The 23051-nt window shown below is 72.7% G+C and carries 19 protein-coding genes; 7 read left to right on the top strand and 12 right to left on the bottom strand.

Going from position 1 to position 23051, the window contains the following annotated elements; all coding sequences use genetic code 11:
• Positions 1-92: 92 nt before the first annotated feature.
• The 3 genes from AB0L34_RS19290 to AB0L34_RS19300 form a co-directional block, all read right to left on the bottom strand.
• Entirely contained in the window at positions 93-1016 is a 924-nt protein-coding gene (locus tag AB0L34_RS19290) for a hypothetical protein (protein WP_363705717.1), read from the bottom strand.
• A gap of 6 nt (positions 1017-1022) precedes the next feature.
• The gene (locus AB0L34_RS19295; protein WP_357456832.1) at positions 1023-1355 is read right to left on the bottom strand and encodes a hypothetical protein; all 333 of its coding nucleotides are present in this window, start codon (positions 1353-1355) and stop codon (positions 1023-1025) included.
• A gap of 312 nt (positions 1356-1667) precedes the next feature.
• Positions 1668-2627, bottom strand: coding sequence for a heme o synthase (locus tag AB0L34_RS19300; RefSeq protein WP_363705718.1), 960 nt, complete (start codon positions 2625-2627; stop codon positions 1668-1670).
• A gap of 251 nt (positions 2628-2878) precedes the next feature.
• Here AB0L34_RS19300 and tkt point away from each other — a divergent pair, with 251 nt between their 5' ends.
• The 6 genes from tkt (at position 2879) to pgl (ending at position 11300) form a co-directional block, all read left to right on the top strand.
• Entirely contained in the window at positions 2879-5017 is a 2139-nt protein-coding gene (tkt, locus tag AB0L34_RS19305) for a transketolase (RefSeq protein ID WP_363705719.1), read from the top strand.
• Between the two features lie 16 nt (positions 5018-5033).
• Positions 5034-6215, top strand: a complete 1182-nt coding sequence (gene tal, locus AB0L34_RS19310) for a transaldolase (protein WP_363705720.1) — start codon at positions 5034-5036, stop codon at positions 6213-6215.
• Positions 6212-7861, top strand: a complete 1650-nt coding sequence (locus AB0L34_RS19315) for a glucose-6-phosphate isomerase (RefSeq protein WP_363705721.1) — start codon at positions 6212-6214, stop codon at positions 7859-7861. Before tal ends, AB0L34_RS19315 begins: the two co-directional genes overlap by 4 nt.
• Positions 7862-7863: 2 nt before the next feature.
• Complete coding sequence (gene zwf, locus AB0L34_RS19320; protein ID WP_357701783.1) at positions 7864-9414, top strand: glucose-6-phosphate dehydrogenase; 1551 nt, start codon at positions 7864-7866, stop codon at positions 9412-9414.
• Between the two features lie 31 nt (positions 9415-9445).
• The gene (locus AB0L34_RS19325; protein WP_350709148.1) at positions 9446-10462 is read left to right on the top strand and encodes a glucose-6-phosphate dehydrogenase assembly protein OpcA; all 1017 of its coding nucleotides are present in this window, start codon (positions 9446-9448) and stop codon (positions 10460-10462) included.
• Between the two features lie 67 nt (positions 10463-10529).
• Positions 10530-11300 carry a 6-phosphogluconolactonase gene (gene pgl, locus AB0L34_RS19330; RefSeq protein ID WP_357456820.1) on the top strand — a complete coding sequence of 257 codons (771 nt, stop codon included), beginning with the start codon at positions 10530-10532 and terminating at the stop codon, positions 11298-11300.
• Between the two features lie 39 nt (positions 11301-11339).
• On the opposite strand, the gene AB0L34_RS19335 is transcribed toward pgl, so the two are convergent.
• The 8 genes from AB0L34_RS19335 to rapZ all read right to left on the bottom strand — a co-directional run bounded on the left by AB0L34_RS19335 (position 11340) and on the right by rapZ (position 18353).
• Positions 11340-11693, bottom strand: a complete 354-nt coding sequence (locus AB0L34_RS19335; protein ID WP_363705722.1) for an RNA polymerase-binding protein RbpA — start codon at positions 11691-11693, stop codon at positions 11340-11342.
• 133 nt (positions 11694-11826) lie between these two features.
• A complete protein-coding gene (gene secG / locus AB0L34_RS19340; RefSeq protein WP_350709154.1) occupies positions 11827-12090 on the bottom strand; it encodes a preprotein translocase subunit SecG in 264 nt (87 codons plus the stop codon).
• A 95-nt stretch (positions 12091-12185) separates the two neighbouring features.
• The gene (tpiA, locus tag AB0L34_RS19345) at positions 12186-12977 is read right to left on the bottom strand and encodes a triose-phosphate isomerase (protein WP_357456816.1); all 792 of its coding nucleotides are present in this window, start codon (positions 12975-12977) and stop codon (positions 12186-12188) included.
• Complete coding sequence (locus AB0L34_RS19350) at positions 12977-14176, bottom strand: phosphoglycerate kinase (protein WP_363705723.1); 1200 nt, start codon at positions 14174-14176, stop codon at positions 12977-12979. Before AB0L34_RS19350 ends, tpiA begins: the two co-directional genes overlap by 1 nt.
• The gene (gene gap, locus AB0L34_RS19355; RefSeq protein ID WP_363705724.1) at positions 14173-15177 is read right to left on the bottom strand and encodes a type I glyceraldehyde-3-phosphate dehydrogenase; all 1005 of its coding nucleotides are present in this window, start codon (positions 15175-15177) and stop codon (positions 14173-14175) included. Before gap ends, AB0L34_RS19350 begins: the two co-directional genes overlap by 4 nt.
• 261 nt (positions 15178-15438) lie before the next feature.
• A complete protein-coding gene (gene whiA / locus AB0L34_RS19360) occupies positions 15439-16419 on the bottom strand; it encodes a DNA-binding protein WhiA (RefSeq protein ID WP_067304387.1) in 981 nt (326 codons plus the stop codon).
• Positions 16420-16473: 54 nt separating this feature from the next.
• Positions 16474-17469 carry a uridine diphosphate-N-acetylglucosamine-binding protein YvcK gene (gene yvcK / locus AB0L34_RS19365; protein ID WP_357456809.1) on the bottom strand — a complete coding sequence of 332 codons (996 nt, stop codon included), beginning with the start codon at positions 17467-17469 and terminating at the stop codon, positions 16474-16476.
• Positions 17466-18353, bottom strand: a complete 888-nt coding sequence (gene rapZ / locus AB0L34_RS19370) for an RNase adapter RapZ (protein WP_350709376.1) — start codon at positions 18351-18353, stop codon at positions 17466-17468. The genes yvcK and rapZ overlap by 4 nt, the downstream gene beginning before the upstream one ends.
• A gap of 305 nt (positions 18354-18658) precedes the next feature.
• Between rapZ and recQ the strand changes: the two genes are divergently transcribed.
• The gene (recQ, locus tag AB0L34_RS19375) at positions 18659-20497 is read left to right on the top strand and encodes a DNA helicase RecQ (RefSeq protein WP_363705725.1); all 1839 of its coding nucleotides are present in this window, start codon (positions 18659-18661) and stop codon (positions 20495-20497) included.
• A 137-nt stretch (positions 20498-20634) separates the two neighbouring features.
• Here the strand turns inward: recQ and AB0L34_RS19380 are convergent, their stop codons facing one another.
• Entirely contained in the window at positions 20635-22872 is a 2238-nt protein-coding gene (locus AB0L34_RS19380) for a hypothetical protein (RefSeq protein WP_363705726.1), read from the bottom strand.
• Positions 22873-23051: the final 179 nt, after the last annotated feature.

Consider the following 23051-nt stretch of genomic DNA (forward strand, 5'->3'; position numbering starts at 1 on the left):
CCGACGGCGGCGGGCGGGATGAGCCGCACGGTGCGGACCCTGGCGGCCCGGGCACCGGGCGGTCCGCACCGTGGCGACCGCCCGGCGTCGGGTCAGCGCCGCGGGCGGCCCAGGTGGGTCAGGATCGCGCCGGCCAGGCGGTCGGCGGCGCCCTCGGCGTACCCGAGGAACAGCGACGGCTCGGTGAGCTCCAGCTCGACCAGGATCGAGGCGCCGTCCGGGCCGGGGATCAGGTCGACCCGGGCGTAGAGCAGCCGCTCCGGCCCGCCGGGCACCGCCGCGAGGGCCCGCTCCGCCACCGCCAGCTGCTCCGGGGTGGCCGTCCGCGGGGTGATCTCCTCCGGCTTGTAGAGCCCCTCCACGCCCAGGTCCGGCCCGGTGAGCATGGGGCCCTTGCGGATCGCGTGACTGTACGTCAGGCCGTCCGGGCCGGCCAGGAAGAGCAGCGCCGTCTCACCGGCGGTGTCGACGGCGGACAGGTACGGCTGGACCATGGTCACGCGGCCGGCCGCCGCGAGCCGCCGCACGTGCGCGACGGCCAGTTCCCGGTGCTCCGGATCGGCCAGGTCGTACCGGCCCGTGTCCTGGCTGCCCGCGCTGATCGACGGTTTGAGCACGTACTCGCCGGAGTCGGCGGGCGGCTGCCAGCTCTCCCCCGGCTCCACCCAGGTCGTGGGGACGGTCGGCACGCCCGCGGCGGAGAGCTCGGCGAGGTACCGCTTGTCGGTGTTCCAGCGGACCACGTCGGCCGGGTTGGCCAGAGCGGGGACGGCGGCCGCCCAGGCGACGAACTCGTCGCGGCGGGGCATGTAGTCCCACGGCGAGCGGAGCACGGCCAGGTCGTAGCCGGCCCAGTCGGCGGCGGGGTCGTCCCAGACCACCGGTTCGGCGGTCACACCGCGGCGCGCGAGCGGGTCGAGCACCAGCCGGTCGTCGGCTTCGAGGGCGGGCAGTTCGGCACAGGTGACGAGAGCGACCCGGGGTTCCCCCCGGGTCGGCTGGTGGTGGTTGGTCAATTTATGTCAACGGGCCATCGAGCGCCGGGCCATCGACCGCCAGAGGTCGTTGCTCGGACGCATCTGGTCCATCAGTTCACGCTCCCAGGCGTTCTCGACGGTGACGCCCGCCTTCGCGCAGGCCTGCCGCGCGACGACGGTGTCGTCCGCGAACTGGTCGCCCCACACCCCGTCCTCACCCACGAGGACGATGCGTGCGCCGCGCTTGCCGACGTACTCGATGACCGCCTTCGCCCCGCCGTGTCCGGCGGCGAACGACTTGATGCCCGCGACCAGGCCCTGGGGGGCCTGTTCGGCGGTCTGTTCGGCCGTCAGCGTCGTATCGGAACCATCTGCCATGACGCGAAGCGTAAGCAGACTTCCATCCGGGCGGGCGAGAACCATGAAGCTTTTGTGATGCCAATTACCTGGAGGTTTAAGGAAGACCACAGGTGAATCGCCCGATTTTATCCGGACTTACCACCGCAAAGCTCAGCCGCGAACCGGGCCGGCCTGGGGCATGCCGAACCGTTCGGACCGATGCCCACGCTGTCACGGATGTTACAAGAAACCCGGACAAGGCATACACGATGCTGATTTTCCCGCACGACGCGCCCGGCGCGCCGCCAGCGACCGCACCCGCCGGCCGGGGCGCGCGGTGACCGCGCGGGGTCAGATCAGCGCGTCGAGCGCGACGGCGGCGAAGAGGATCGTCAGGTAGGTCGTCGACCAGTGGAACAGCCGCATCGGCTTGACGGCCTGGCCCCGCGAGACCCGACGGGCCAGCCGGTGCGCCTCCACCAGGAAGATGCCGCCGACCACCAGGGTGGGCACGCCGTAGATCGCGCTCATCCCCAGCGGCCACACCGCCAGCGAGGAGGCGACGGTGAGCCACGCGAAGATGATGATCTCGGCGTTGACCCGACGGGCGGAGGCCACCACCGGCAGCATCGGGATGCCGGCCCGGGCGTAGTCGTCCTTGTACTTCATGGCCAGCGGGTAGAAGTGCGGCATCTGCCAGAAGAAGACCACCGCGAACAGCGCCCACGCGGCGGGCGCCAGCGACCCGGTCACCGCCGCCCAGCCGATCAGCACCGGCGCCGCCCCGCAGGCGCCACCCCAGAACGTGTTCGCCGTCGTGGTGCGCTTGAGCCAGAGGGTGTAGACGAGGTCGTAGTAGGCGATCGCGGCCAGGGTGAGGCCGGCGGCCAGCAGGTTGGTGAACGCCGCCATCAGCGCGACCGACACCACCGCCAGCACCAGCCCGAAGATCAGCGCGTTGCGCGGCGACACGGTGTGCGCCGGCAGGGGGCGGCGCTTGGTGCGCCGCATCAACTCGTCGATGTCCCGGTCGATGTAGCAGTTGATGACGCTGGCCGCGCCCGCGGCGAGCGAGCCGCCGACCAGCACCACGGCCACCAGCCAGAGCGACGGCATGCCGCCGTCGGCGAGCATCATCGCCGGCACGGTGGTGACCAGGAGCAGCTCCACGATCCGCGGCTTGGTCAGCGTCACGTACGCCGAGATCACCGCGCGGACGTCCCGGCGACCGGCCGCCGGGGCCTCCGCCGCTGCGCGCACCGGCGGCTGCCCGGCAGAGTTGCTGACGGGGCGCTCGGTGATCATGCTCACGGATTGCCACCTTCCGGCGTCGGCAGGGGAGGTCGGATCGGTCGGACCCGACTCGGGCCACACACCGCACCACAGACTACGCGCTGTCGTTTTGGCTGCCCGGGCGACCCGACAACGGTGCGGGCCGTCACACCGCCGATCCTCCCGGACGCGCACAGACCTGCATGCAGAGATCCCCGGGCGGACGTTTAGGACCGCTCGATAGGGTCATCGGTGAGGGTTCCGCCCATCTGCCGAGGAGCACAACCATCGTGGCTGCCAACCGACCCGAGCACCCCGCACTGAACTGGTCCGACCTCGACCGCCGGGCCGTCGACACCGTCCGCGTGCTGGCCATGGACGCCGTGGAGAAATCCGGCAACGGCCACCCGGGCACCGCGATGAGCCTCGCGCCCGCTGCCTACCTGCTCTTCAACCGGGTCATGCGGCACAACCCGGCCGACCCGAACTGGCCCGGCCGGGACCGGTTCGTGCTCTCGGCGGGCCACTCCAGCCTCACCCTCTACATCCAGCTCTTCCTCGCCGGCTACCCGCTCAGCCTCGACGACCTCAAGTCGCTGCGGCAGTGGGGCTCGCTCACCCCGGGCCACCCCGAGCACGGCCACACCCCGGGCGTCGAGACCACCACCGGCCCGCTCGGCCAGGGCCTCGGCAACGCGGTCGGCATGGCGATGGCGGCCCGCCGCGAGCGTGGTCTGTTCGACCCGGAGGGCGAGCCGGGCGCGTCGGTCTTCGACCACGACATCTGGTGCATCGCCTCCGACGGCGACATCGAGGAGGGCATCAGCCACGAGGCCAGCGCGCTCGCCGGGCACCAGCAGCTCGGCAACCTCACGGTGATCTACGACGACAACGAGATCTCCATCGAGGACGACACCCGGATCGCCATGAGCGAGGACGTCGCGGCCCGCTACGAGGCGTACGGCTGGCACGTGCAGACGGTCGACTGGCGCACCGGCGACGCCGACCAGGGCGACTACCACGAGGACGTGGAGGCCCTGCACCGGGCGCTGCTGACGGCGAAGGCCGAGACCGGCCGCCCCTCCTTCATCGCGCTGCGCACCATCATCGGCTGGCCCGCGCCCAACAAGAAGAACACCGGCAAGATCCACGGCTCCGCGCTCGGCGGCGACGAGGTCGCCGCCACCAAGCAGATCCTCGGCTTCGACCCGGCGCAGTCCTTCGAAGTCGCCGAGGAGGTGCTCGCGCACGCCCGCCTCGTGATGGAGCGGGGCGCCCGCGCCCAGCAGGAGTGGACCGCGGCGTTCGACGGCTGGTCGAAGGCCAACCCGGAGCGCCGGGCGCTCTACGACCGGATGGCCGGCCGGGCCCTGCCGGACGGCTGGGCCGACGCCCTGCCCGAGTTCCCGGCCGACGCCAAGGGCATCGCCACCCGGGCCGCCTCCGGCAAGGTCCTGGAGGCGCTCGCCCCGGTGCTGCCCGAGCTGTGGGGCGGCTCGGCCGACCTGGCCGAGAGCAACAACACCACCATGAAGGGCGAGCCGTCCTTCATCCCGGCCGCCTGGGCCACCAAGGAGTTCCCGGGCCACGAGTACGGCCGCACGCTGCACTTCGGCATCCGCGAGCACGCCATGGGCGCGATCCTCAACGGCATCGCCCTGCACGGCGGCACCCGCCCGTACGGCGGCACCTTCCTGGTGTTCAGCGACTACATGCGCCCCTCGGTGCGGCTCGCCGCGCTGATGAAGCTGCCGGTGGTCTACGTCTGGACGCACGACTCGATCGGCCTCGGCGAGGACGGCCCCACCCACCAGCCGGTCGAGCACCTGACCGCGCTGCGCGCCATCCCCGGCCTGGACGTGGTCCGCCCGGCCGACGCCAACGAGACCGCCTGGGCCTGGCGGTGCGCGCTGGAGCACACCGACCGGCCGACCGCGCTGGCCCTCAGCCGCCAGGCGCTGCCGACCTTCGACCGGTCGACGCTGGCCGGCGCCGAGGGCGTGGCGAAGGGCGGCTACGTACTCGCCGAGGCGTCCACCGGCAAGCCGCAGGTGATCCTCATCGGCACCGGTTCCGAGGTGCAGCTCTGCCTGACCGCGCGGGAGCGGCTGGAGGCCGACGGCACCCCCACCCGGGTCGTCTCGATGCCCTGCCAGGAGTGGTTCGGCGAGCAGGACGAGGCGTACCGGGAGTCGGTGCTGCCACGCGGGGTAAAGGCACGGGTGAGCGTGGAGGCGGGCATCGCCATGTCCTGGCGGCACCTCGTCGGCGACTGCGGCGAGAGCGTCAGCCTGGAGCACTACGGCGCCAGCGCCCCGCACTCCATGCTCTTCGAGCAGTTCGGGTTCACCCCCGACCGGATCGTGGCCGCCGCGCACGCGGCGCTCACCCGGGTGGGCGACATCACCGGTTTCACGACCGGCAACTGAGGGGAGCGTGGACGGCATGACGAAGGACAGGCTGGGCGAGCTCAGCGCCGCGGGTGTGGCGATCTGGCTCGACGATCTTTCCCGGACGCGACTCAGCTCCGGCGGGCTGGACCAGTTGCGCCGCGAGAAGCACCTGGTCGGGGTGACCTCCAACCCGACCATCTTCGCGAAGGCGCTGAGCGACGCGGACGAGTACGACTGGCAACTGAAGGACCTCGCCATCCGTGGGGTGGACGTCGAGGAGGCCGTCCGCATGCTCACCACGTACGACGTGCGGTGGGCCTGTGACGTGATGCGGCCGGCGTACGACGCGACCGCGGGGGTGGACGGCCGGGTCTCCATCGAGGTGGACCCGCGGCTGGCCCACGAGACCGAGAAGACCGTCGCCGAGGCCGGGGCGCTGTGGTGGCTGATCGACCGCCCCAACCTCTTCATCAAGATCCCGGCCACCGAGGCGGGCCTGCCGGCGATCACCGCCACCCTGGCGCAGGGGATCAGCGTCAACGTCACGCTGATCTTCGGGCTGGACCGCTACTCCCAGGTGATGGACGCGTTCCTGGCCGGCCTGGAGCAGGCGAAGGCGAACGGCCACGACCTGTCCAAGATCGGGTCCGTGGCGTCGTTCTTCGTCTCCCGCGTCGACACCGAGGTCGACAAGCGGCTGGAGAAGATCGGCTCCGCCGAGGCCAAGGCGCTGCGCGGCAAGGCCGCCATCGCCAACGCCAAGCTGGCGTACGAGCGCTACGGCACGGTCTTCTCCTCCGACCGCTGGCAGGCCCTCGCCGACGCCGGCGCACACCCGCAGCGGCCGCTGTGGGCGTCCACCTCCACCAAGAACCCGGACTACCGGGACGTCATCTACGTGGAGGAGCTGATCGCGCCCGGCACCGTCAACACCATGCCGGAACCGGTCATCCACGCGTACGCCGACCACGGCGAGACCCACGGCGACACCATCACCGGCTCGTACGACGAGGCCCGCAAGGTCTTCACGGACCTGGAGTCGGTCGGGGTCGACATGGCCGACGTGATCGCCACCCTGGAGCGCGAGGGCGTGGAGAAGTTCGAGGCCAGCTGGCTGCAGCTGCTCGACGGCGTACGCAAGTCGCTGGCCGCCGCGGGCAAGGGCACCGGCCACCCGGGCAACGCCGCGAAGGGCAACGCGCAGGCCGCGCAGCAGGCGGGAGGCAACGCGTGAGCGACCTGCTCGCCGGGCCGGTCGAGGCGGCCGCCGGGCTCGCCGTGCACGGGGCCGACACCGTCGACAGGTCGGCCCCCGCCTCCACCCGCGACGCGCTGGTCCGCGCCGGCGTGCCCGGCAAGCTGGCGGAGAAGGACCCGACCCTGTGGGGCCCGGACGCCGAGGCCGAGGCCAAGATCCGCCTCGGCTGGGTGGACACCCACCGGCGCAGCCGCGAGCTGCTCCCCCAGCTCGCCGAGCTGAGGGCGGAGCTGGCCGACCTGGACCACGTGGTGCTCGCCGGCATGGGCGGCTCGTCGCTGGCCCCGGAGGTCATCGCGCGCACCCTCGGCAAGCAGCTCACCGTGCTCGACACCACCGACCCGGGGCAGGTCCGGGCGGCGCTGGCCGACCGGCTGGAGCGCACCGTGGTCGTGGTGGCCAGCAAGTCGGGCTCGACGGTGGAGACCGACAGCCACCGCCGGGCCTACTGGCAGGCGTTCCTGGACGCCGGGATGACCGAGGCGGAGGCCGGCCGGCACTTCGTCATCGTCACCGATCCCGGTTCGCCGCTGGAGGCCACCGCCGCCGAGATGGGCGCCTTCACCGTGCTGGCCGACCCGAACGTGGGCGGCCGCTACTCGGCGCTGACCGCGTTCGGGCTGGTCCCGTCGGCGCTGGCCGGCGTCGAGGTGGCCGAACTGCTCGACGAGGCGGACGCGCTGTCCCGGTCGCTGGGCGGCGACCGGGACAACCCGGGCCTGGCCCTGGGCGCCGCCCTCGGAGCGGCGGCCACCATGGGCCGGGACAAGGTCGCCCTGATCTCCGACGGCACCGGCATCGACGGCCTCGGCGACTGGGCGGAGCAGCTGATCGCCGAGTCCACCGGCAAGTCCGGCATCGGCATCCTCCCGGTCGTCGTGGAGTCCCCGGAGAGCCCCGGCGCCGGCGGCGCCGACGTGCTCACCGTGACCTACGGCGGCGCGCTGGCCACCGGCGCCGTCCCGGGCGGCGGCACCGGCCCGGACGTGGCGGTCAACGGCCCGCTCGGCGCGCAGTTCCTGGCCTGGGAGTACGCCACCGCGATCGCCGGCGTGGTGCTCGGCATCGACCCGTTCAACCAGCCCAACGTCACCGAGTCCAAGGACAACACCAACAAGATCCTCGCCTCGGGTCCGCCGGCGGAGACGCCGTCGTTCACCGAGGGCGCGATCGAGGTGTACGCGCCGCAGGGCGCCCCGGGCGACCTGGCCGGCGTGCTCCGCTGGCTGGTCGACGGGCTGGGCGGCGACGGTTACCTCGCGGTGATGGCGTACCTCGACCGGTTCGCCGACGCCGACGCGGCCCGGTTGCGGCCGCTGCTGGCCGGGGCCTCCGGGCGGCCGGTCACCTTCGGCTGGGGGCCGCGGTTCCTGCACTCCACCGGCCAGTACCACAAGGGCGGCCCGCAGGTCGGCAGCTACCTCCAGCTCACCGGCGCGGTCGCCGACGACCTGCCGGTGCCCGGCAAGCCGTACACCTTCGGGGAGTTGCAGGCGGCGCAGGCCGCCGGCGACCGGCAGGCCCTGGCCGGGCGGGAGCGCCCCCTGGTGCGGCTGCACCTGACCGACCGGTCCGCGGGCGTGGCCCAGCTGCTCGATGCGGTCGGGGCGCTGCGGGCGTGACGATGAGGACCATGGACGATGCGGAGCGAGGAGGCGGTGTGAACCCGCTGCGCGACCCGCAGGACCGCCGGCTGCCGAGGATCCCGGAGCCGTGCGCCCTGGTGATCTTCGGCGTCACCGGCGACCTGGCCCGCAAGAAGCTCCTTCCGGCGGTGTACGACCTGGCGAACCGGGGGCTGCTGCCCCCGGGCTTCGTCGTCCTGGGTTTCGCCCGTCGGGACTGGGGCGACGGCGACTTCGAGTCGCTGGCCCACGAGGCCGCCAAGAAGCACGCCCGCACCCCCTGGCGGGAGGAGGTGTGGGCGCGGCTGGTCGGCAACATCAAGTTCGTGGGCGGCTCGTTCGACGACGACGCCGCGTTCGACCACCTCGCCGCCACCCTCGACGAGCTGCGCCAGACGCACGGCATCCCGGGCAACGCCGCCTTCTACTTCTCCATCCCCCCGGCGGCGTTCCCCGTGGTGCTCAAGCAGCTGGCCCGCACTGGAATGGCCGACAACGCCAAGTCCGGCGGCTGGCGCCGGGTGGTGGTCGAGAAGCCGTTCGGGCACGACCTGCCCTCGGCGAAGGCGCTCAACGACCTGGTCGACGACGTCTTCACCCGCAAGGACGTCTTCCGCATCGACCACTACCTGGGCAAGGAGACCGTCCAGAACATCCTCGCCCTGCGGTTCGCCAACAACCTGTTCGAGCCGCTGTGGAACTCCAAGTACGTCGACTCGGTGCAGATCACCATGGCCGAGGACGTCGGCATCGGCACCCGCGCCGGCTTCTACGACTCGGCCGGCGCGGCCCGGGACGTGCTCCAGAACCACCTGCTCCAACTGCTGGCGCTGGTGGCGATGGAGGAGCCGACGAGCTTCGACGCGGACGAGATCCGCACCGAGAAGCTCAAGGTGCTGCGGGCGATCACCCTGCCGAAGGACATCGCGGAGGGCACCGTCCGCGGCCAGTACCTGCCCGGCTGGGTGGGCGGCCAGCGCGCGGTCGGCTACCTGGAGGAGGAGGGCGTCCCGGAGGACTCGACCACCGAGACGTACGTGGCGGTCCGGCTCGGCATCCAGAACCGCCGCTGGGCGGAGGTGCCGTTCTACATCCGGGCCGGCAAGCGGCTGCCGCGCCGCGTCACCGAGGTCGCCATCATGTTCAAGAAGGCGCCGCACCTGCCGTTCAACGCCGCCGACATGGAGTCGCTGGGCAACAACCAGCTCGTCATCCGGGTGCAGCCCGACGAGGGCGTGGTGCTCAAGTTCGGCTCGAAGGTGCCCGGCACCACGATGGAGGTCCGCGACATCGCGATGGACTTCCAGTACGGCGAGGCGTTCACCGAGTCCAGCCCCGAGGCGTACGAGCGGCTGGTGCTGGACGTGCTCATCGGTGACCGCACCCTCTTCCCGGACGCCGCCGAGGTCGAGCAGAGCTGGCAGGTGGTGGACCCGCTGGAGCACGCGTGGGCGGGCACGAAGCCGGAGCCGTACCGGGCCGGTGAGTGGGGGCCCCGCGCCGCCGACGAGATGCTGGCCCGCGAGGGCCGGGCCTGGCGCAGAGCGTGAGCAAGCCCAGCGAGTCAACCAGGAGGCTCCAGTGATCGGCCTGTGGGACACCACCGGCAACGAGGTGGTCAAGGCGCTCGCCGCCGAACGGCGCAGTGCCGGCGGGGTGGCCAGCGGCATGGCGCTCACCCTGATCGTGGTGGTGGACGAGAAGCGGGTCCGCGAGGCGGAGGCGGCGGCCACGATAGCTGCCGCCGCCCACCCCTGCCGGCTGGTGGTGGTGGTCCGCTCCGACGTCGAGCGGGAGCGCAACCGCCTCGACGCGGAGATCGTCGTCGGCGGTCGGCTCGGCCCCTGCGAGGCGGTGGTCACCCGGATGTACGGGCGGCTCGCCCTGCACGCCGAGTCGGTGGTGATGCCGCTGCTGGTGCCGGACGTGCCGGTGGTGACGTGGTGGCACGGCGAGCCGCCGGCCGAGATCGCCACCGACTTCCTCGGCGTCGTGGCCGACCGGCGGATCACCGACGCCGCGCAGGCCGCCGACCCCGTCGAGGCGCTGCGCCAGCGGGCCCGGGACTACGCGCCGGGCGACACCGACCTGGCGTGGACCCGGATCACCCCGTGGCGCACGCTGGTGGCCGGGGCGTTCGACACCACCCAGGCGCGGGTGACCGAGGCGACCGTGGTCGCCCCGGCCTCCGACCCCACCGCCGCGCTGATGCGGGGCTGGCTGGCCGCCCGGCTCGGCATCGACCCGGTGTGGCAGCGCACCGACGAGTTCCCCCGCATGCGGGAGGTGCAGCTGCGCTGCGCCAACGGCGACGAGCTGACGCTGACCCGGGAGGACAGCGTGGCGACGTTCCGGCGTACCGGCCAGGAGGACCGGCACCTGCCGCTCGTCCGCCGGCCGCTCGGCGACGAGCTGGCCGAGGAGCTGCGCCGGCTCGACGCCGACCAGGTCTACGCGGAGGCGCTGGGCACCACGGCCGGCCTGACCGGCCTGGACCAGCGCCCGGCGCAGCGGGTGCACGTCTGGAAGGACCCGGCCACCGCGCAGCGGGCCGAGGCGGGGGTGACCGCGCACGCGGGAACGAGCGCCCAGCACTGAGCGCCCGACTGCCGGGCGCACGAGGAACACCGACCGCGCGGCGGCCGGAGAAACGAAGGCACATCAGATGAGTGAGGCGAGTGTCGCCGTCCACGCCGACGCCGACCTGCTGGCCCAGGCGGTGGCCGCCCGGCTGGTGGTCAAGCTGCTCGACGCGCAGGCCGAGCGGGGCCAGGCGTCGGTGGTGCTGACCGGCGGGCGGATAGCCGCGGCGGTGCACCGGGCGGTGGCGGCGCTGCCGGCCCGCGACGCCGTGGACTGGTCCCGGGTGGACGTCTGGTGGGGCGACGAGCGGTTCCTGCCCGCCGGCGACCCGGAGCGCAACGAGACGCAGGCCCGGGCGGCCCTGCTGGACGTGGTGCCGCTGGACCCGGCCCGGGTCCACCCGATGCCCGCCTCCGACGGGCCGGCCGGGCCCGATCCGGAGGAGGCGGCCGCCCGCTACGCCGAGGAGCTGGCCCGGGCGGCGCGTCCCGGCCACGCCGCGCTCCCCCACTTCGACGTGCTGATGCTGGGCGTCGGCGAGGACGGGCACGTGGCGTCGGTGTTCCCGGAGCACCCGGTGCACCACGACACCCGGCCGGTCAGCGCCGTCCGCGGCAGCCCGAAGCCCCCGCCGGTGCGGACCACCCTGACCCTCCCGGCGATCAACACCGCCGAGGAGGTCTGGTTGGTGGCCAGCGGCGCCGACAAGTCCCGGGCGGTCGGCATGGCGCTGGCCGGGGCGGGGCCGGTGCAACTGCCGGCGGCCGGCGTGCAGGGCACGGGTCGGACGCTCTGGCTGCTGGACCGGGCGGCGGCGGCCGACGTGCCGGCCCGCCTGCGCAGCCTGCGCTGACGCGGGTGCGGAGGGGGCCTGTCGACGAGGGCCCCCTCCTCACTGCCCGGCGGTACGGCCGCGGCGGCGGCGCAGGTCGGCGAGGGCCTCGGCCAGGATGGCCTCCCCCTCCTCGGCGCTGCGCCGCTCCTTCACGTACGCCAGATGGGTCTTGTAGGGCTCCGGCCGGGCCCGGCCCGGCGGGTTCTGCGCGTCCCGCCCGGCGGGGAGGCCGCACCGCGGGCAGTCCCACACCTCCGGGACCTCGGCGTCGGCGGCAATGCGGATCTCGGTGTGGTGGTTGTTGCGGCACCAGTAGGTGACCGCCCGGCACGGGACCGGCTGGTAGCGCTCGGCGCGGCGTTCGGGGGTGGATCCGATGCGGGTGCCCCGGATGACGTTGCCACTCGGCACGGCTGCTCGCTCCTGTCGTCGGGAGGGGTACCGCCGCGGAGGGGGCGGCGGGCGACGCGGTGCAGCGGGTGAAACGGACTGCGCGCGGCCCGTCAGTGACGGACCGCGCGCAGATTGTACGACTCGACGGCGCTCAGACGGCGCCGCTGGCCGTCTGCAGGCGCAGCCAGAGCCCGAGCCCGACGATGCAGGCGAACCAGACGATGCCCACCAGGACGGTGTAGCGGTCGAGGTTCTTCTCCGCCACCGACGACCCGGCGAGGCTGGAGCTGACGCCGCCACCGAACATGCTCGACAACCCGCCGCCCTTACCACGGTGCAGCAGGATCAGCATGGTCAGCAGGATGCTCGTGATGACCAGCAACACGATCAACGTGTATGCGAACCAGATCGGCATGGCTGGGGTCAGTCCTCTCGTTACGATCCTCGCCCGGGCAGATCGGGCACGGTGGCACCGACCGACGGACGGGCGGAGTCAAGGATAGCGAGCGATCAGCGGGCGATGTGCTCCGGGAACCGGCAGATCTTCGCGAACTCCTCGGCGTCCAGGCTCGCGCCGCCCACCAGCGCCCCGTCGACGTCCGGCTTTGCCATGATCGCCGCGACGTTGGAGGACTTGACGGAGCCGCCGTAGAGGACCCGGACCTGGTCGGCGGTGTCCTGGCCGAAGGACTCGGCCAGCCGCTGGCGGACCGCCTCGCACACCTCCTGCGCGTCCTCCGGGGTCGCCGTCTTGCCCGTGCCGATCGCCCAGACCGGCTCGTACGCCACCACGACCTTCGCCACCTGCTCGGCGGTCAGCCCCTTCAGGGCGCCGTCGAGCTGGTCGCTGCAGTGCGCCACGTGGGTGCCCCGGTCCCGGACGTCGAGCCCCTCCCCCACGCAGAGGATCGGGGTGAGCCCGTGGGTCAGCGCCGCCTGCACCTTGGCGTTGACGATCGCGTCGTCCTCGTGGTGGTAGGCGCGCCGCTCCGAGTGCCCGACCACCACGTACGTGCAGCCGAGCTTGGCCAGCATCGGGCCGGAGATGTCGCCGGTGTAGGCCCCCGACGCGTGCGGCGACAGGTCCTGCGCGCCGTAGCCGAGCAGCAGCTTGTCGCCGTCGACGGCGGTCTGCACGGTACGCAGGTCGGTGAACGGCGGCAGGACCACCGTCTCCACGTCGGTGAGCTGCTTCTCGGTCAGGCTGGCCGCCAGCTTCTGCACCAGCAGGTTGGCCTCGAGGTGGTTGAGGTTCATCTTCCAGTTGCCGGCCATCAGGGGCCGGCGGGTGGCGCTCGCCATCAGTTCTCCAGAGCCGCGATGCCGGGGAGGGTCTTGCCCTCCAGGTATTCCAAGGAGGCGCCACCGCCGGTGGAGATGTGCCCGAAAGCGGACTCGTCCAGCCCCAGCGCGCGGACCGCCGCCGCCGAGTCACCGCCACCGACCACAGTGAACGCGTCGGCCTTCGCGATCGCCTCGGCGACCCCGCGCGTGCCGTGGGCGAACGCCGGCATCTCGAACACGCCCATCGGGCCGTTCCAGAAGATCGTCCGCGCGCCCTTGAGGGCGGCGGCGAACCCGGCGACCGTCTCCGGCCCGATGTCGAGACCCACCCGCTTGCTGGGAATGCCGTCGGCCGGCACGGTGTCGTGCGCGGCGTCCGGGGCGAACGCGTCCGCGGCCACCACGTCGACCGGGAGCAGGATCTTGTTCCCGGAGCGCTCCAGCAGGTTGCGGCAGGTCTCCACCATCTCCTCCTCCAGCAGCGAGGAGCCCACCTCGTGGCCCTGCGCCTTCAGGAAGGTGAAGCACATCCCGCCGCCGATGAGCAACCGGTCGACCGTCGGCAGCAGCGCCTCGATCACGGCGAGCTTGTCGGAGACCTTCGAGCCGCCGAGCACCACCACGTACGGCCGCTCCGGCTCGCCCGTGAGCTTCGAGAGGACCTCCACCTCGCGCAGCACCAGCCGGCCGGCGACATGCGGCAGCCGCGCCGGCACGTCGTGGACGCTGGCGTGCTTGCGGTGCACGGCACCGAACGCGTCGTCGACGTACGCGTCGCCGAGGGGGGCGAGCTGGTCGGCGAACGCGCCCCGCTCGGCGTCGTCCTTGCTGGTCTCGCCCTTGTTGAAGCGCAGGTTCTCCAGCAGCGCCACCTCGCCGTCGGCCAGCGCCTCCACGGCGGCGCGGGCGGACTCTCCGACGGTGTCGGTGGCGAAGTGCACCCGCGACCCGAGCAGCTCGCCGAGCCGCCCGGCGACCGGACGGAGGCTGAACTGCGGGTCAGGAGCGCCCTTCGGGCGGCCCAGGTGCGAGCAGACGACCACCTTCGCGCCGGCCTCGACAAGCGCGCCCAGCGTCGGCAGGACGGCCCGGATACGGCCGTCGTCCGTGATGTCACCGGTCTGCTTGTCGAGCGGGACGTTCAGGTCGGCGCGCACCAGCACGCGCCGACCCGACACCCCCTCGGCGAGCAGGTCGTCGAGGGTACGGATGCTCACAGCGACTGACCCACCAGCTTGACCAGGTCGACCAGGCGGTTGGAGTAGCCCCACTCGTTGTCGTACCAGCCGACGACCTTGACCTGGTTGCCGACGACCTTGGTCAGCGGCGCGTCGAAGATGCACGACGCCGGGTCGGTGACGATGTCGGCGGAGACGATCGGGTCCTCGTTGTAGACCAGGATGCCCTTGAGCGGGCCCTCGGCGGCGGCCTTCAGCGCGGCGTTGACCTCGTCCACCGTGGTCTCCCGGTTGACGTTGACCGTGAGGTCGGTGGTCGAGCCGGTCGGGATCGGCACCCGCAGCGCGTAGCCGTCCAGCTTGCCCTTCAGCTCCGGCAGCACCAGGCCGATCGCCTTCGCCGCGCCGGTCGAGGTCGGCACGATGTTCAGCGCGGCGGCGCGGGCACGGCGCAGGTCCTTGTGCGGCGCGTCCTGGAGGTTCTGGTCCTGCGTGTACGCGTGGATCGTCGTCATCAGGCCCTGCTGGATGCCGAACGTGTCGTGCAGGACCTTCGCCATCGGGGCGAGGCAGTTGGTGGTGCACGAGGCGTTGGAGATGATGGTGTGCTTGGCCGGGTCGTACTGGTCGTGGTTCACGCCCATGACGACCGTGACGTCCTCGTTCTTCGCCGGGGCGGAGATGATGACCTTCTTGGCGCCGCCGTCGACGTGCGCCTTGGCCTTGGTGGCGTCGGTGAAGAAGCCGGTGGACTCGATGACCACGTCCGCGCCGACCTCGCCCCACGGCAGCTTCGCCGGGTCCTTCTCGGCGTACGCCTTGATGGTCTTGCCGCCCACGGTGATCTCGTCGGCGGTGGCCTTCACCTCGTGCGGGAGACGACCCAGGATGCTGTCGTACTTGAGCAGGTGGGCGAGCGTCGCGTTGTCGGTCAGGTCGTTGACCGCCACGACCTCGACGTCAGCGCCGGACGCCAGCACTGCCCGGAAGAAGTTGCGGCCGATCCGGCCGAAGCCGTTGATGCCAACCCGGATGGTCACAGGTCCCATCTCCTCGCGTTCTGTCCGCCGGCGTGGGATAACAGCCGGCGAAGTGGTGTGCGCCGACCGTTGGAGCCGGCCGTTGACGGTTCATCTCGGCCACCCCGCCGCGGTCGTGGAGACCTGACCGCCCGAGGCGGTGTGCACGGCGAGGAGTGCCAGTGCCGGCCCCCTTGCCGTACGCAGCGACCCTATCCGAGCGTGTGCCGCCGCGCTGCGGCGGGTGGAGATCCGTCCGCGGCGCGACGCCTCACCGTCCTATCAGACCACGAGCATGTCGGGCGTGACGGCTGCTTCCGTATCCGGGATGCCCAGGTCCCGGGCCCGCTTGTCCGCCAGCGCCAGCAGCCGGCGGATCCGGCCGGCGATGGCGTCCTTGGTCAGCGGGGGGTCGGCCAGCGCGCCCAGCTCCTCCAGCGACGCCTGCCGGTGCTCCAGGCGCAGCTGACCGGCCGAGGTCAGGTGGTTCGGGGCGTCGTCGGCGAGGATCTCCAGCGCCCGGGTGACCCGGGCGGCGGCGGCCACCGCGGCGCGCGCCGAGCGGCGCAGGTTGGCGTCGTCGAAGTTGGCCAGCCGGTTCGCGGTGGCCCGGACCTCGCGGCGGACCCGGCGCTCCTCCCAGGCCAGCACGCTGGAGTGCGCGCCGATGCGGGTGAGCAGCGCGGCGATCGCGTCGCCGTCCTTGACCACCACCCGGTCCACCCCGCGCACCTCGCGGTTCTTGGCGGTGATGCCGATCCGGCGGGCCGCGCCGACCAGGGCCAGCGCCGACTCGGGGCCGGGGCAGGTGATCTCCAGCGCGCTGGAGCGGCCGGGCTCGGTCAGCGAGCCGTGCGCCATGAACGCGCCCCGCCAGGCCGACACCGCGCAGCAGACGTTCGCGGCGACGACGTGCGGCGGCAGGCCCCGCACCGGGCGGCCCCGCACGTCGAGCAGCCCCGTCTGCCGCGCGAGGGCCTCGCCGTCCTTGACCACGCGCACGATGAAGTGGCTGCCCTTGCGCAGGCCGCCGGAGGCCAGCACGTGGATCTCGCTGGGGTAGCCGTAGACCTCGGCGATCTCCCGCCGCAGCCGCCGGGCCACCGCCCCGGTGTCGAGTTCGGCCTCCACCACCACCCGACCGGAGACGATGTGCAGCCCGCCGGCGAAGCGCAGCAGCGCCGCCATCTCCGCCCGCCGACAGCAGGGCTTGGGCACGTCGACCCGACTCAGCTCGTCCTTGACCGCAGCCGTCATCGCCATTGTGCGTCCCCTCACGGACCTGTTCCGGCGTGTCGCCGGAGATTACGTACGTGTCTAACGATCGGCGCCCAGGACAGGCACCAGTGCGGCGCCCAGGGCGGCCGGATCATGACGGGGAGTGCCGTCGGTGACCGCGACGGGAGCGAGGACCAGCCGGGCACCCAGCGATTCTGCCGCACGTTCGACCGGTTCGGGGTCACCCGCCGCCTTGGAATCGGCGACCACATGGTCGACCTTCAGCTCCGGCAGGTACCAGCGCAACGCCGCCAGGTGGTCGGCCAGGGAGAGCCCGAGCGTCTCCTTCTCCGACGCGAGGTTCAGCGTCACCAACCGCCGCGCCGGGCTGGCGACGACGGCGGCGGCCAACTCCGGCACCAGCAGGTGCGGCAGCACGCTCGTGTACCAGCTGCCCGGCCCGAAGATCAGCCAGTCCGCCGCGCCGATCGCGGCGACCGCCTGCGGGCAGGCCCGCGGGGCGACCGGGGTCAGCCGCAGCGACTCCACCCGGCCGGTGGTCACCGCGACCTGGTGCTGGCCGGTGACCGTACGCACCTCGTCCGGCCGGCCCGGGTCGGCGCCGCGCACCCGCGCCTCGATGCCCACCGGCTCGCAGGACATCGGCAGCACCCGGCCCACCGCGCCGAGCATCGCACCGGCGTGCTCCAGGGCGGCCACCGGGTCGCCGAGCAGCTCCATCAGCCCGCAGAGCACGAGGTTGCCCACCGCGTGCCCGGCCAGCCCGTCGCCCCGCCCAGGGGCCGGGTCCCCGGACCCCGGCGGCGGCACCTCGGCGAAGCGGTGCTGGAACAGGCCCGCGCTGCGTCGCGTGGCGGGGTGGTCCCCCGCCAGCGCCACCAGCGCCTGCCGCAGGTCGCCCGGGGGCAGGCCGCCCCGCTCGGCGCGCAGCCGGCCGCTGGAGCCGCCGTCGTCGCCGACGGTGACCACCGCCGTGATGTCCAGGTCCAGCTCGGGGGCGCAGCGGCGCAACGCGCGCAGCGAGACGGACAGGCCGTGCCCGCCGCCGAAGGCGACCACCCGCGTCGCCGTCACTCGCGCCCCAGGTCGCGGTGCTGGGCGTTGGCGGCCAGGCCGGACTGGCGCAGCCGGGCCGCCAACTCCTCGGCGATGGCCACGCTGCGGTGCTTGCCGCCGGTGCAGCCGACCGCGACGGTCAGGTAGCGCTTGCCCTCCCGCTCGAAGCCGGCGGTGGTGGCGTTGACCAGATCGGCGTACGAGGCGACGAAGGCGTCCGCGCCCTCCTGCCCCAGCACGTACGAGCTGACCGCCTCCTCCCGGCCGGTGTGCTCGCGCAGCTCGGGCACCCAGTACGGGTTGGGCAGGAAACGGGCGTCGAGCACGAAATCGGCGTCCGGCGGCAGGCCGTACTTGAAGCCGAAGGAGAGCACGGTGACCCGCAGCCGGCGGGCGTCCTCGCCGCCGAACAGCTCCTCGATGCGGCGGCGGAGCTGGTTGACGTTCAGGTGGCTGGTGTCGATGATCACGTCGGCCTGGTCGCGGGCCTCCTCCAGCAGGCCGCGCTCGACCGCGATGCCGTCGGCGAGCCGCCCGTCGCCCTGCAACGGGTGCGACCGGCGGACGCTCTCGAACCGCCGGATCAGCACCTCGTCGTCGGCGTCGACGAACACCACCCGGGGCGAGAAGCCGCGCTCCTTCAGCTCCCGGATCGCCCCCGCCAGGTCGGTGGAGAAGGCGCGCGAGCGCACGTCCAGCACCATCGCGGTGCGCCGGGCCGCCCCGCCGGCCTTGAACGCCAGCTCCGCCATGTCGAGCATGAGCGCCTGGGGCAGGTTGTCCACCACGTAGAAGCCGACGTTCTCCAGCGCCCGGGCGACCGTGCTGCGACCGCCGCCGGAGAGGCCGGTAACCACCACCAGGGTGGTGTCCGGCTCCGCCGGGGCCGGCTGCCCCGTCACCGTCGCGCCCCGATCCTCGGCCGTACGCGCCTCGCTCACCCACTACCCCCCAGCCGTGGCGCCGCGGCCGGGACCCCCGGCCGCGCGTGGTCAATCTGCGACTCTATCCCGCCGCTGCCGGCCCACCGACGTACGCCCGCGGGCGGCGTGGCCCGGCGGGCTGCCGCACCGCCGTCGGCGTCCGGCCCGGCCGCCCCGCCCGGCGGGCGGTGGGCAGCCGCCGGTGTCCGGCCGTCCGGGCGCGGCCGGCGCGCCGGGGCGGCTCGGGCCGGCCGGGTGTCGGGGGCGGTTCGTAGAATCCCCGGATGGCTTCCCCCACCGACCTGCGCACGTCCGACGCCCTGGAGACGCTGCGCCGGGTGTTCGGCTACGACGCCTTCCGCGGCTTCCAGCAGGAGGTGATCGACCACGTGGTGGCCGGCGGCGACGCGCTGGTGCTGATGCCGACCGGTGGCGGCAAGTCACTGTGCTACCAGATCCCGGCGCTGGTGCGTGACGGCGTGGCGGTGGTGGTCTCGCCGCTGATCGCGCTGATGCAGGACCAGGTCGACGCGCTGACCGCGGTCGGCGTGCGGGCCGGCTTCCTCAACTCGACGCAGGACCTCGACGCCCGCCGCGCGGTGGAGCGGGCGTTCGTCGGTGGCGAGCTGGACCTGCTCTACCTCGCCCCGGAGGCGCTGGGCACCCGCCCGGTGCAGCAGCTGCTCGACCGGGGCCGGATCGGCCTGTTCGCCATCGACGAGGCGCACTGCGTGTCGCAGTGGGGGCACGACTTCCGCCCCGACTACCTCGCCCTGTCGATGCTGCACGAACGCTGGCCGGACGTGCCCCGGATCGCGCTCACGGCCACCGCGACCAGCGCGACCCGCGCCGAGATCGCCACCCGGCTGAAGCTCACCGACGCCCGGCACTTCGTGGCCAGCTTCGACCGGCCCAACATCCAGTACCGGATCGTGCCCAAGCGCGAGCCCCGCAAGCAGTTGCTGGGCCTGCTGCGCGACGAACACCCCGGCGACGCCGGCATCGTCTACTGCCTGTCCCGCGCCTCCGTGGACAAGACGGCGGAGTTCCTCACCGCCAACGGCATCGCCGCGCTGCCCTACCACGCCGGCCTGGACGCAGCGACCCGCGCGCGGAACCAGCAGCGGTTCCTGCGCGAGGACGGCCTGGTGATGGTGGCGACCATCGCCTTCGGCATGGGCATCGACAAACCCGACGTCCGCTTCGTCGCCCACCTCGACCTGCCCAAGTCCGTCGAGGGCTACTACCAGGAGACCGGCCGCGCCGGGCGGGACGGGCTGCCGTCGACCGCCTGGCTGGCGTACGGGCTGCAGGACGTGGTGCAGCAGCGCAAGTTGATCGAGACCTCGGAGGGCGACCTCGCCCACCGGCGCAACCTCGCCGCCCACCTCGACGCGATGCTGGCCCTCTGCGAGACGGTCCGCTGCCGCCGCGCCCAACTGCTCGACTACTTCGGCGAGCAGGCGACGGCCGCCTGCGGCAACTGCGACACCTGCCTCGACCCGCCGGAGTCGTGGGACGGCACCGTCGCGGCGCAGAAGCTGCTCTCCACGGTGTTCCGGCTCGACCGGGAACGCAACCAGCGCTTCGGCGCGGGGCACTGCGTCGACATCCTGCTCGGCCGCACGACCGACAAGGTCACCCAGTACGGCCACGACTCGCTGACCGTGTTCGGCATCGGCGGCGAGCTGCGCGAGGCCGAGTGGCGCGGCGTGGTGCGCCAACTCCTGGCCGAGGGGCTGCTGGCGGTCGAGGGCGACTACGGCACGCTGGCCCTGACCGAGGCCAGCGCGGAGGTGCTGGGCCGCCGCCGCACGGTGATGATGCGGCGCGAGCCGGAGCGGGTCGCCTCGCCCCGGGCGGCCAAGCCGCGGGGGGCGGCCACCGTCGTGGCCGACCTGTCCCCGGCAGCCGCCGGGGTCTTCGAGCGGCTGCGCGCGTGGCGGGCGGCCACCGCCAAGGAGCAGGGCGTCCCGGCGTACGTGATCTTCCACGACGCGACGCTGCGGCAGATCGCCACCGACGCGCCGGCCTCCCTGGCGGAGCTGTCCCGGGTCAGCGGCGTCGGCGAGAACAAGCTGGCGAAGTACGGCGAGCAGATCCTGACCGTCCTGGGCGAGTGACCGGCGGCCGGCTGAGCCAGCGGCTACTCGACCGTAGCTGCCGGCGACGGGGTTCGCCGGACGCGACGATCGGGTCGGGAGGCAGAACCTCCCGACCCGATCGCGGTTTGATCGCCGGAGCGGCCCGGCGGTCCGGATCAGCCGGCGGAGTCTGCCTCAGGGCTGAGGCGGAACACCTCGTCGGAACGGGTGTAGTACAACGTGTGCCCGTCACGGGCGAAGGTGTAGTTGGTGATCCCGGCGGCCAACTTCCGTGACTCCAGTGTCGTCGGATCGACCTGGAAGAGGTTGCCCCGGCTCAACGCGTACAGGGTGCCGTCCTCGGCGAACTCGAGGTCCGCGCTGACCCAGACGGCGGCCCCCTGCCACAGGTACGGGGTGAGCTGGGTCTTGCGCAGCACCTGGCCGGTGGCCGGGTCCAGCTCGTACAACCGACCCATGTCGATCGCCCAGAGGTTGCCGTTCGGGGCGACGGTCAGGGCGGTCACGGCCTCAACCTCCGGGCTGAGCGTGATCTCCCACAGCTTGGCGGCGCGGGTGGTGTCCCAGGCGAAGATCTTCGCGGTCCGGTCCGTCGGCGTGGAGCCCAGCCCACCGTGGACGGAGGTGCCGGCGAAGAGCACCTGGCCCGCCGCGGCCAGCGACACGATACTGTGGCCCGGAACGACATCCCGGTGCGTGACAAGTTCCCCGGTCTGCGGGTCGTACAGGCCGAGAACCCCGCCGAGCTTGCCGTAGGAGGGGACGGTGCCGAAGGCCACCCGGTCGCCCACGGACGCCCAGGCGAACGGCCGGTCCTGCTCGAGGTGCTCCAGGGCGCCGATGTGCTCGGGGTTGGTGGCGCCGTCCCACTGCCGCGTCGGGTCGTACCGGTACAGGTTGGCCCGGGTGTACGTCCCGAGGTAGAGGTCGCCGTCGTGGGCCAGCATCCCCTCGACCTGCCCGACGTGCCCGCGCGGCAGCTGCTCGGTGGTCCCCGTCGCCGGGTCGTACGCGGAGACACCCTCGTACATGTAACCGCCGGTGTAGATCCGACCGTCGGGTCCCCGGCCGATCGACTGGATCTTGATCGGTGCCGTCTCCACGTCGGCCTGGCGGATGTCGTGCTTTCCGGTGACCGGGTTGTAGAGAGCCAGCTCGCCGGTCTGGTACATGAACGCGAGCGTGTTGCCCGGGAAGTCTGCGCTGCCCAGGTGCACCCAGCCGAAGTCCCGCGCCGGTTTGAGGTTCTTCATGCCCGTCCCCCGCACCTGGCCGGACGTGAGGTTGTAGGCACGCAGCTCACCGGCCGCGTCGATGTAGTAGACGTCCCGTTGCGGCCCGGGCTCCGACACACTGCCGAACGAGGTCGGCCCGAGATCGGTGGCCCACTCACCTCGCTTCAGGTCGTAGGCGAGCAGGTGGTTGCCCGGGGTGACCCGGGCGAACATCGTGTCGCCCCGGATGTCGAGGAAGTAGACGAACTCGTTGTCGCGGTGCTCGGCGGGGAGTTCGATGGTGCGCCGGGTTCCGGTTCCGGGATCGAGCACGACGATGCGCGGCTTCGAGCTGCCGAGGCCGGCGTAGACCAGTCCGTCGGCGACGGCGACGCTGCGCACGTAGGCCTCCTCCGAGACGCTGCCGTAGCTGGTGAAGTCACCGGTGGCGGGGTTGAAGCTGAACACCTCACCCTTCGGGTAGGTGCCACCCCAGACGATGCCGTTCTCGTCGACCTCCAGGTCCCACAGGTACATGGCGTTCGGGGTGGCCCGGCCCAGCGACTCCAGCTTGGCGGTCGACGGCGACCAGCGGTAGAGCCGCCCGTCGTTGTAGGCACCGACGTAGACCGAGCCGTCGCCGCCAGTGATGACTGTCCATGATCCCTGTGCGCCAGCGGGCAGGGAGACCGCGTGCCTGAGATCGCCGGACGCTACGTCGATCACCTCGAACCGGGCGGGCGTACCCGTGGTGACGGCGTATATCTCCTCGCGACCGTCGGGCCCCACACCGTACGCGGTGTCGAGGATGTTGGCGGCCACCACAGGGTGCCCGATGGAGGTCTCGGTCCGCGGCACAGCGCGCCGGAACGTGACGTCGTCCCAGGTGACGCCGGTGACATCGCCGGTGGACGAGTAGAGCAGGATCCGGGCGGTGGCCGTCCCCGCGGGGGTTGTCGCGGTCACCCCTTCCCAGGCCCAGGCGGTCGGGTCGCCGTAGTAGATGCGGTGCGAGCTACTGGACAGCTGCCGCCCCGCCGCGTCGTAGTAGTAGACGACGATCGACGGAATGCCCCGCTTGACGAGCACCCAGGCCCCGAAGTCGTACTTCTGCTCAGCGATCACCGGCACCGGGTCGCTGAGCAGGCCAAACTGGCCGGTGTTGCTGGGATCCTCCATGGAAAGCGCCTGCGACCCGCCGCGCGTCGGCGATGCGACAACGCTGAAGCCGCCCGTCCCGTATCTTTGGGTCCAGCCCGGAATTGCGGTAGCCGAGACAGGATCCTCGAATCCACCGTTGCGCACGACCGGGTCCACGGTCGGCGACTGGGCCGGCGCAGCGGCGAGAGCCCCGCTAC

The sequence above is a fragment of the Micromonospora sp. NPDC052213 genome (genome assembly GCF_040679695.1).
GTDB lineage: Bacteria > Actinomycetota > Actinomycetes > Mycobacteriales > Micromonosporaceae > Micromonospora.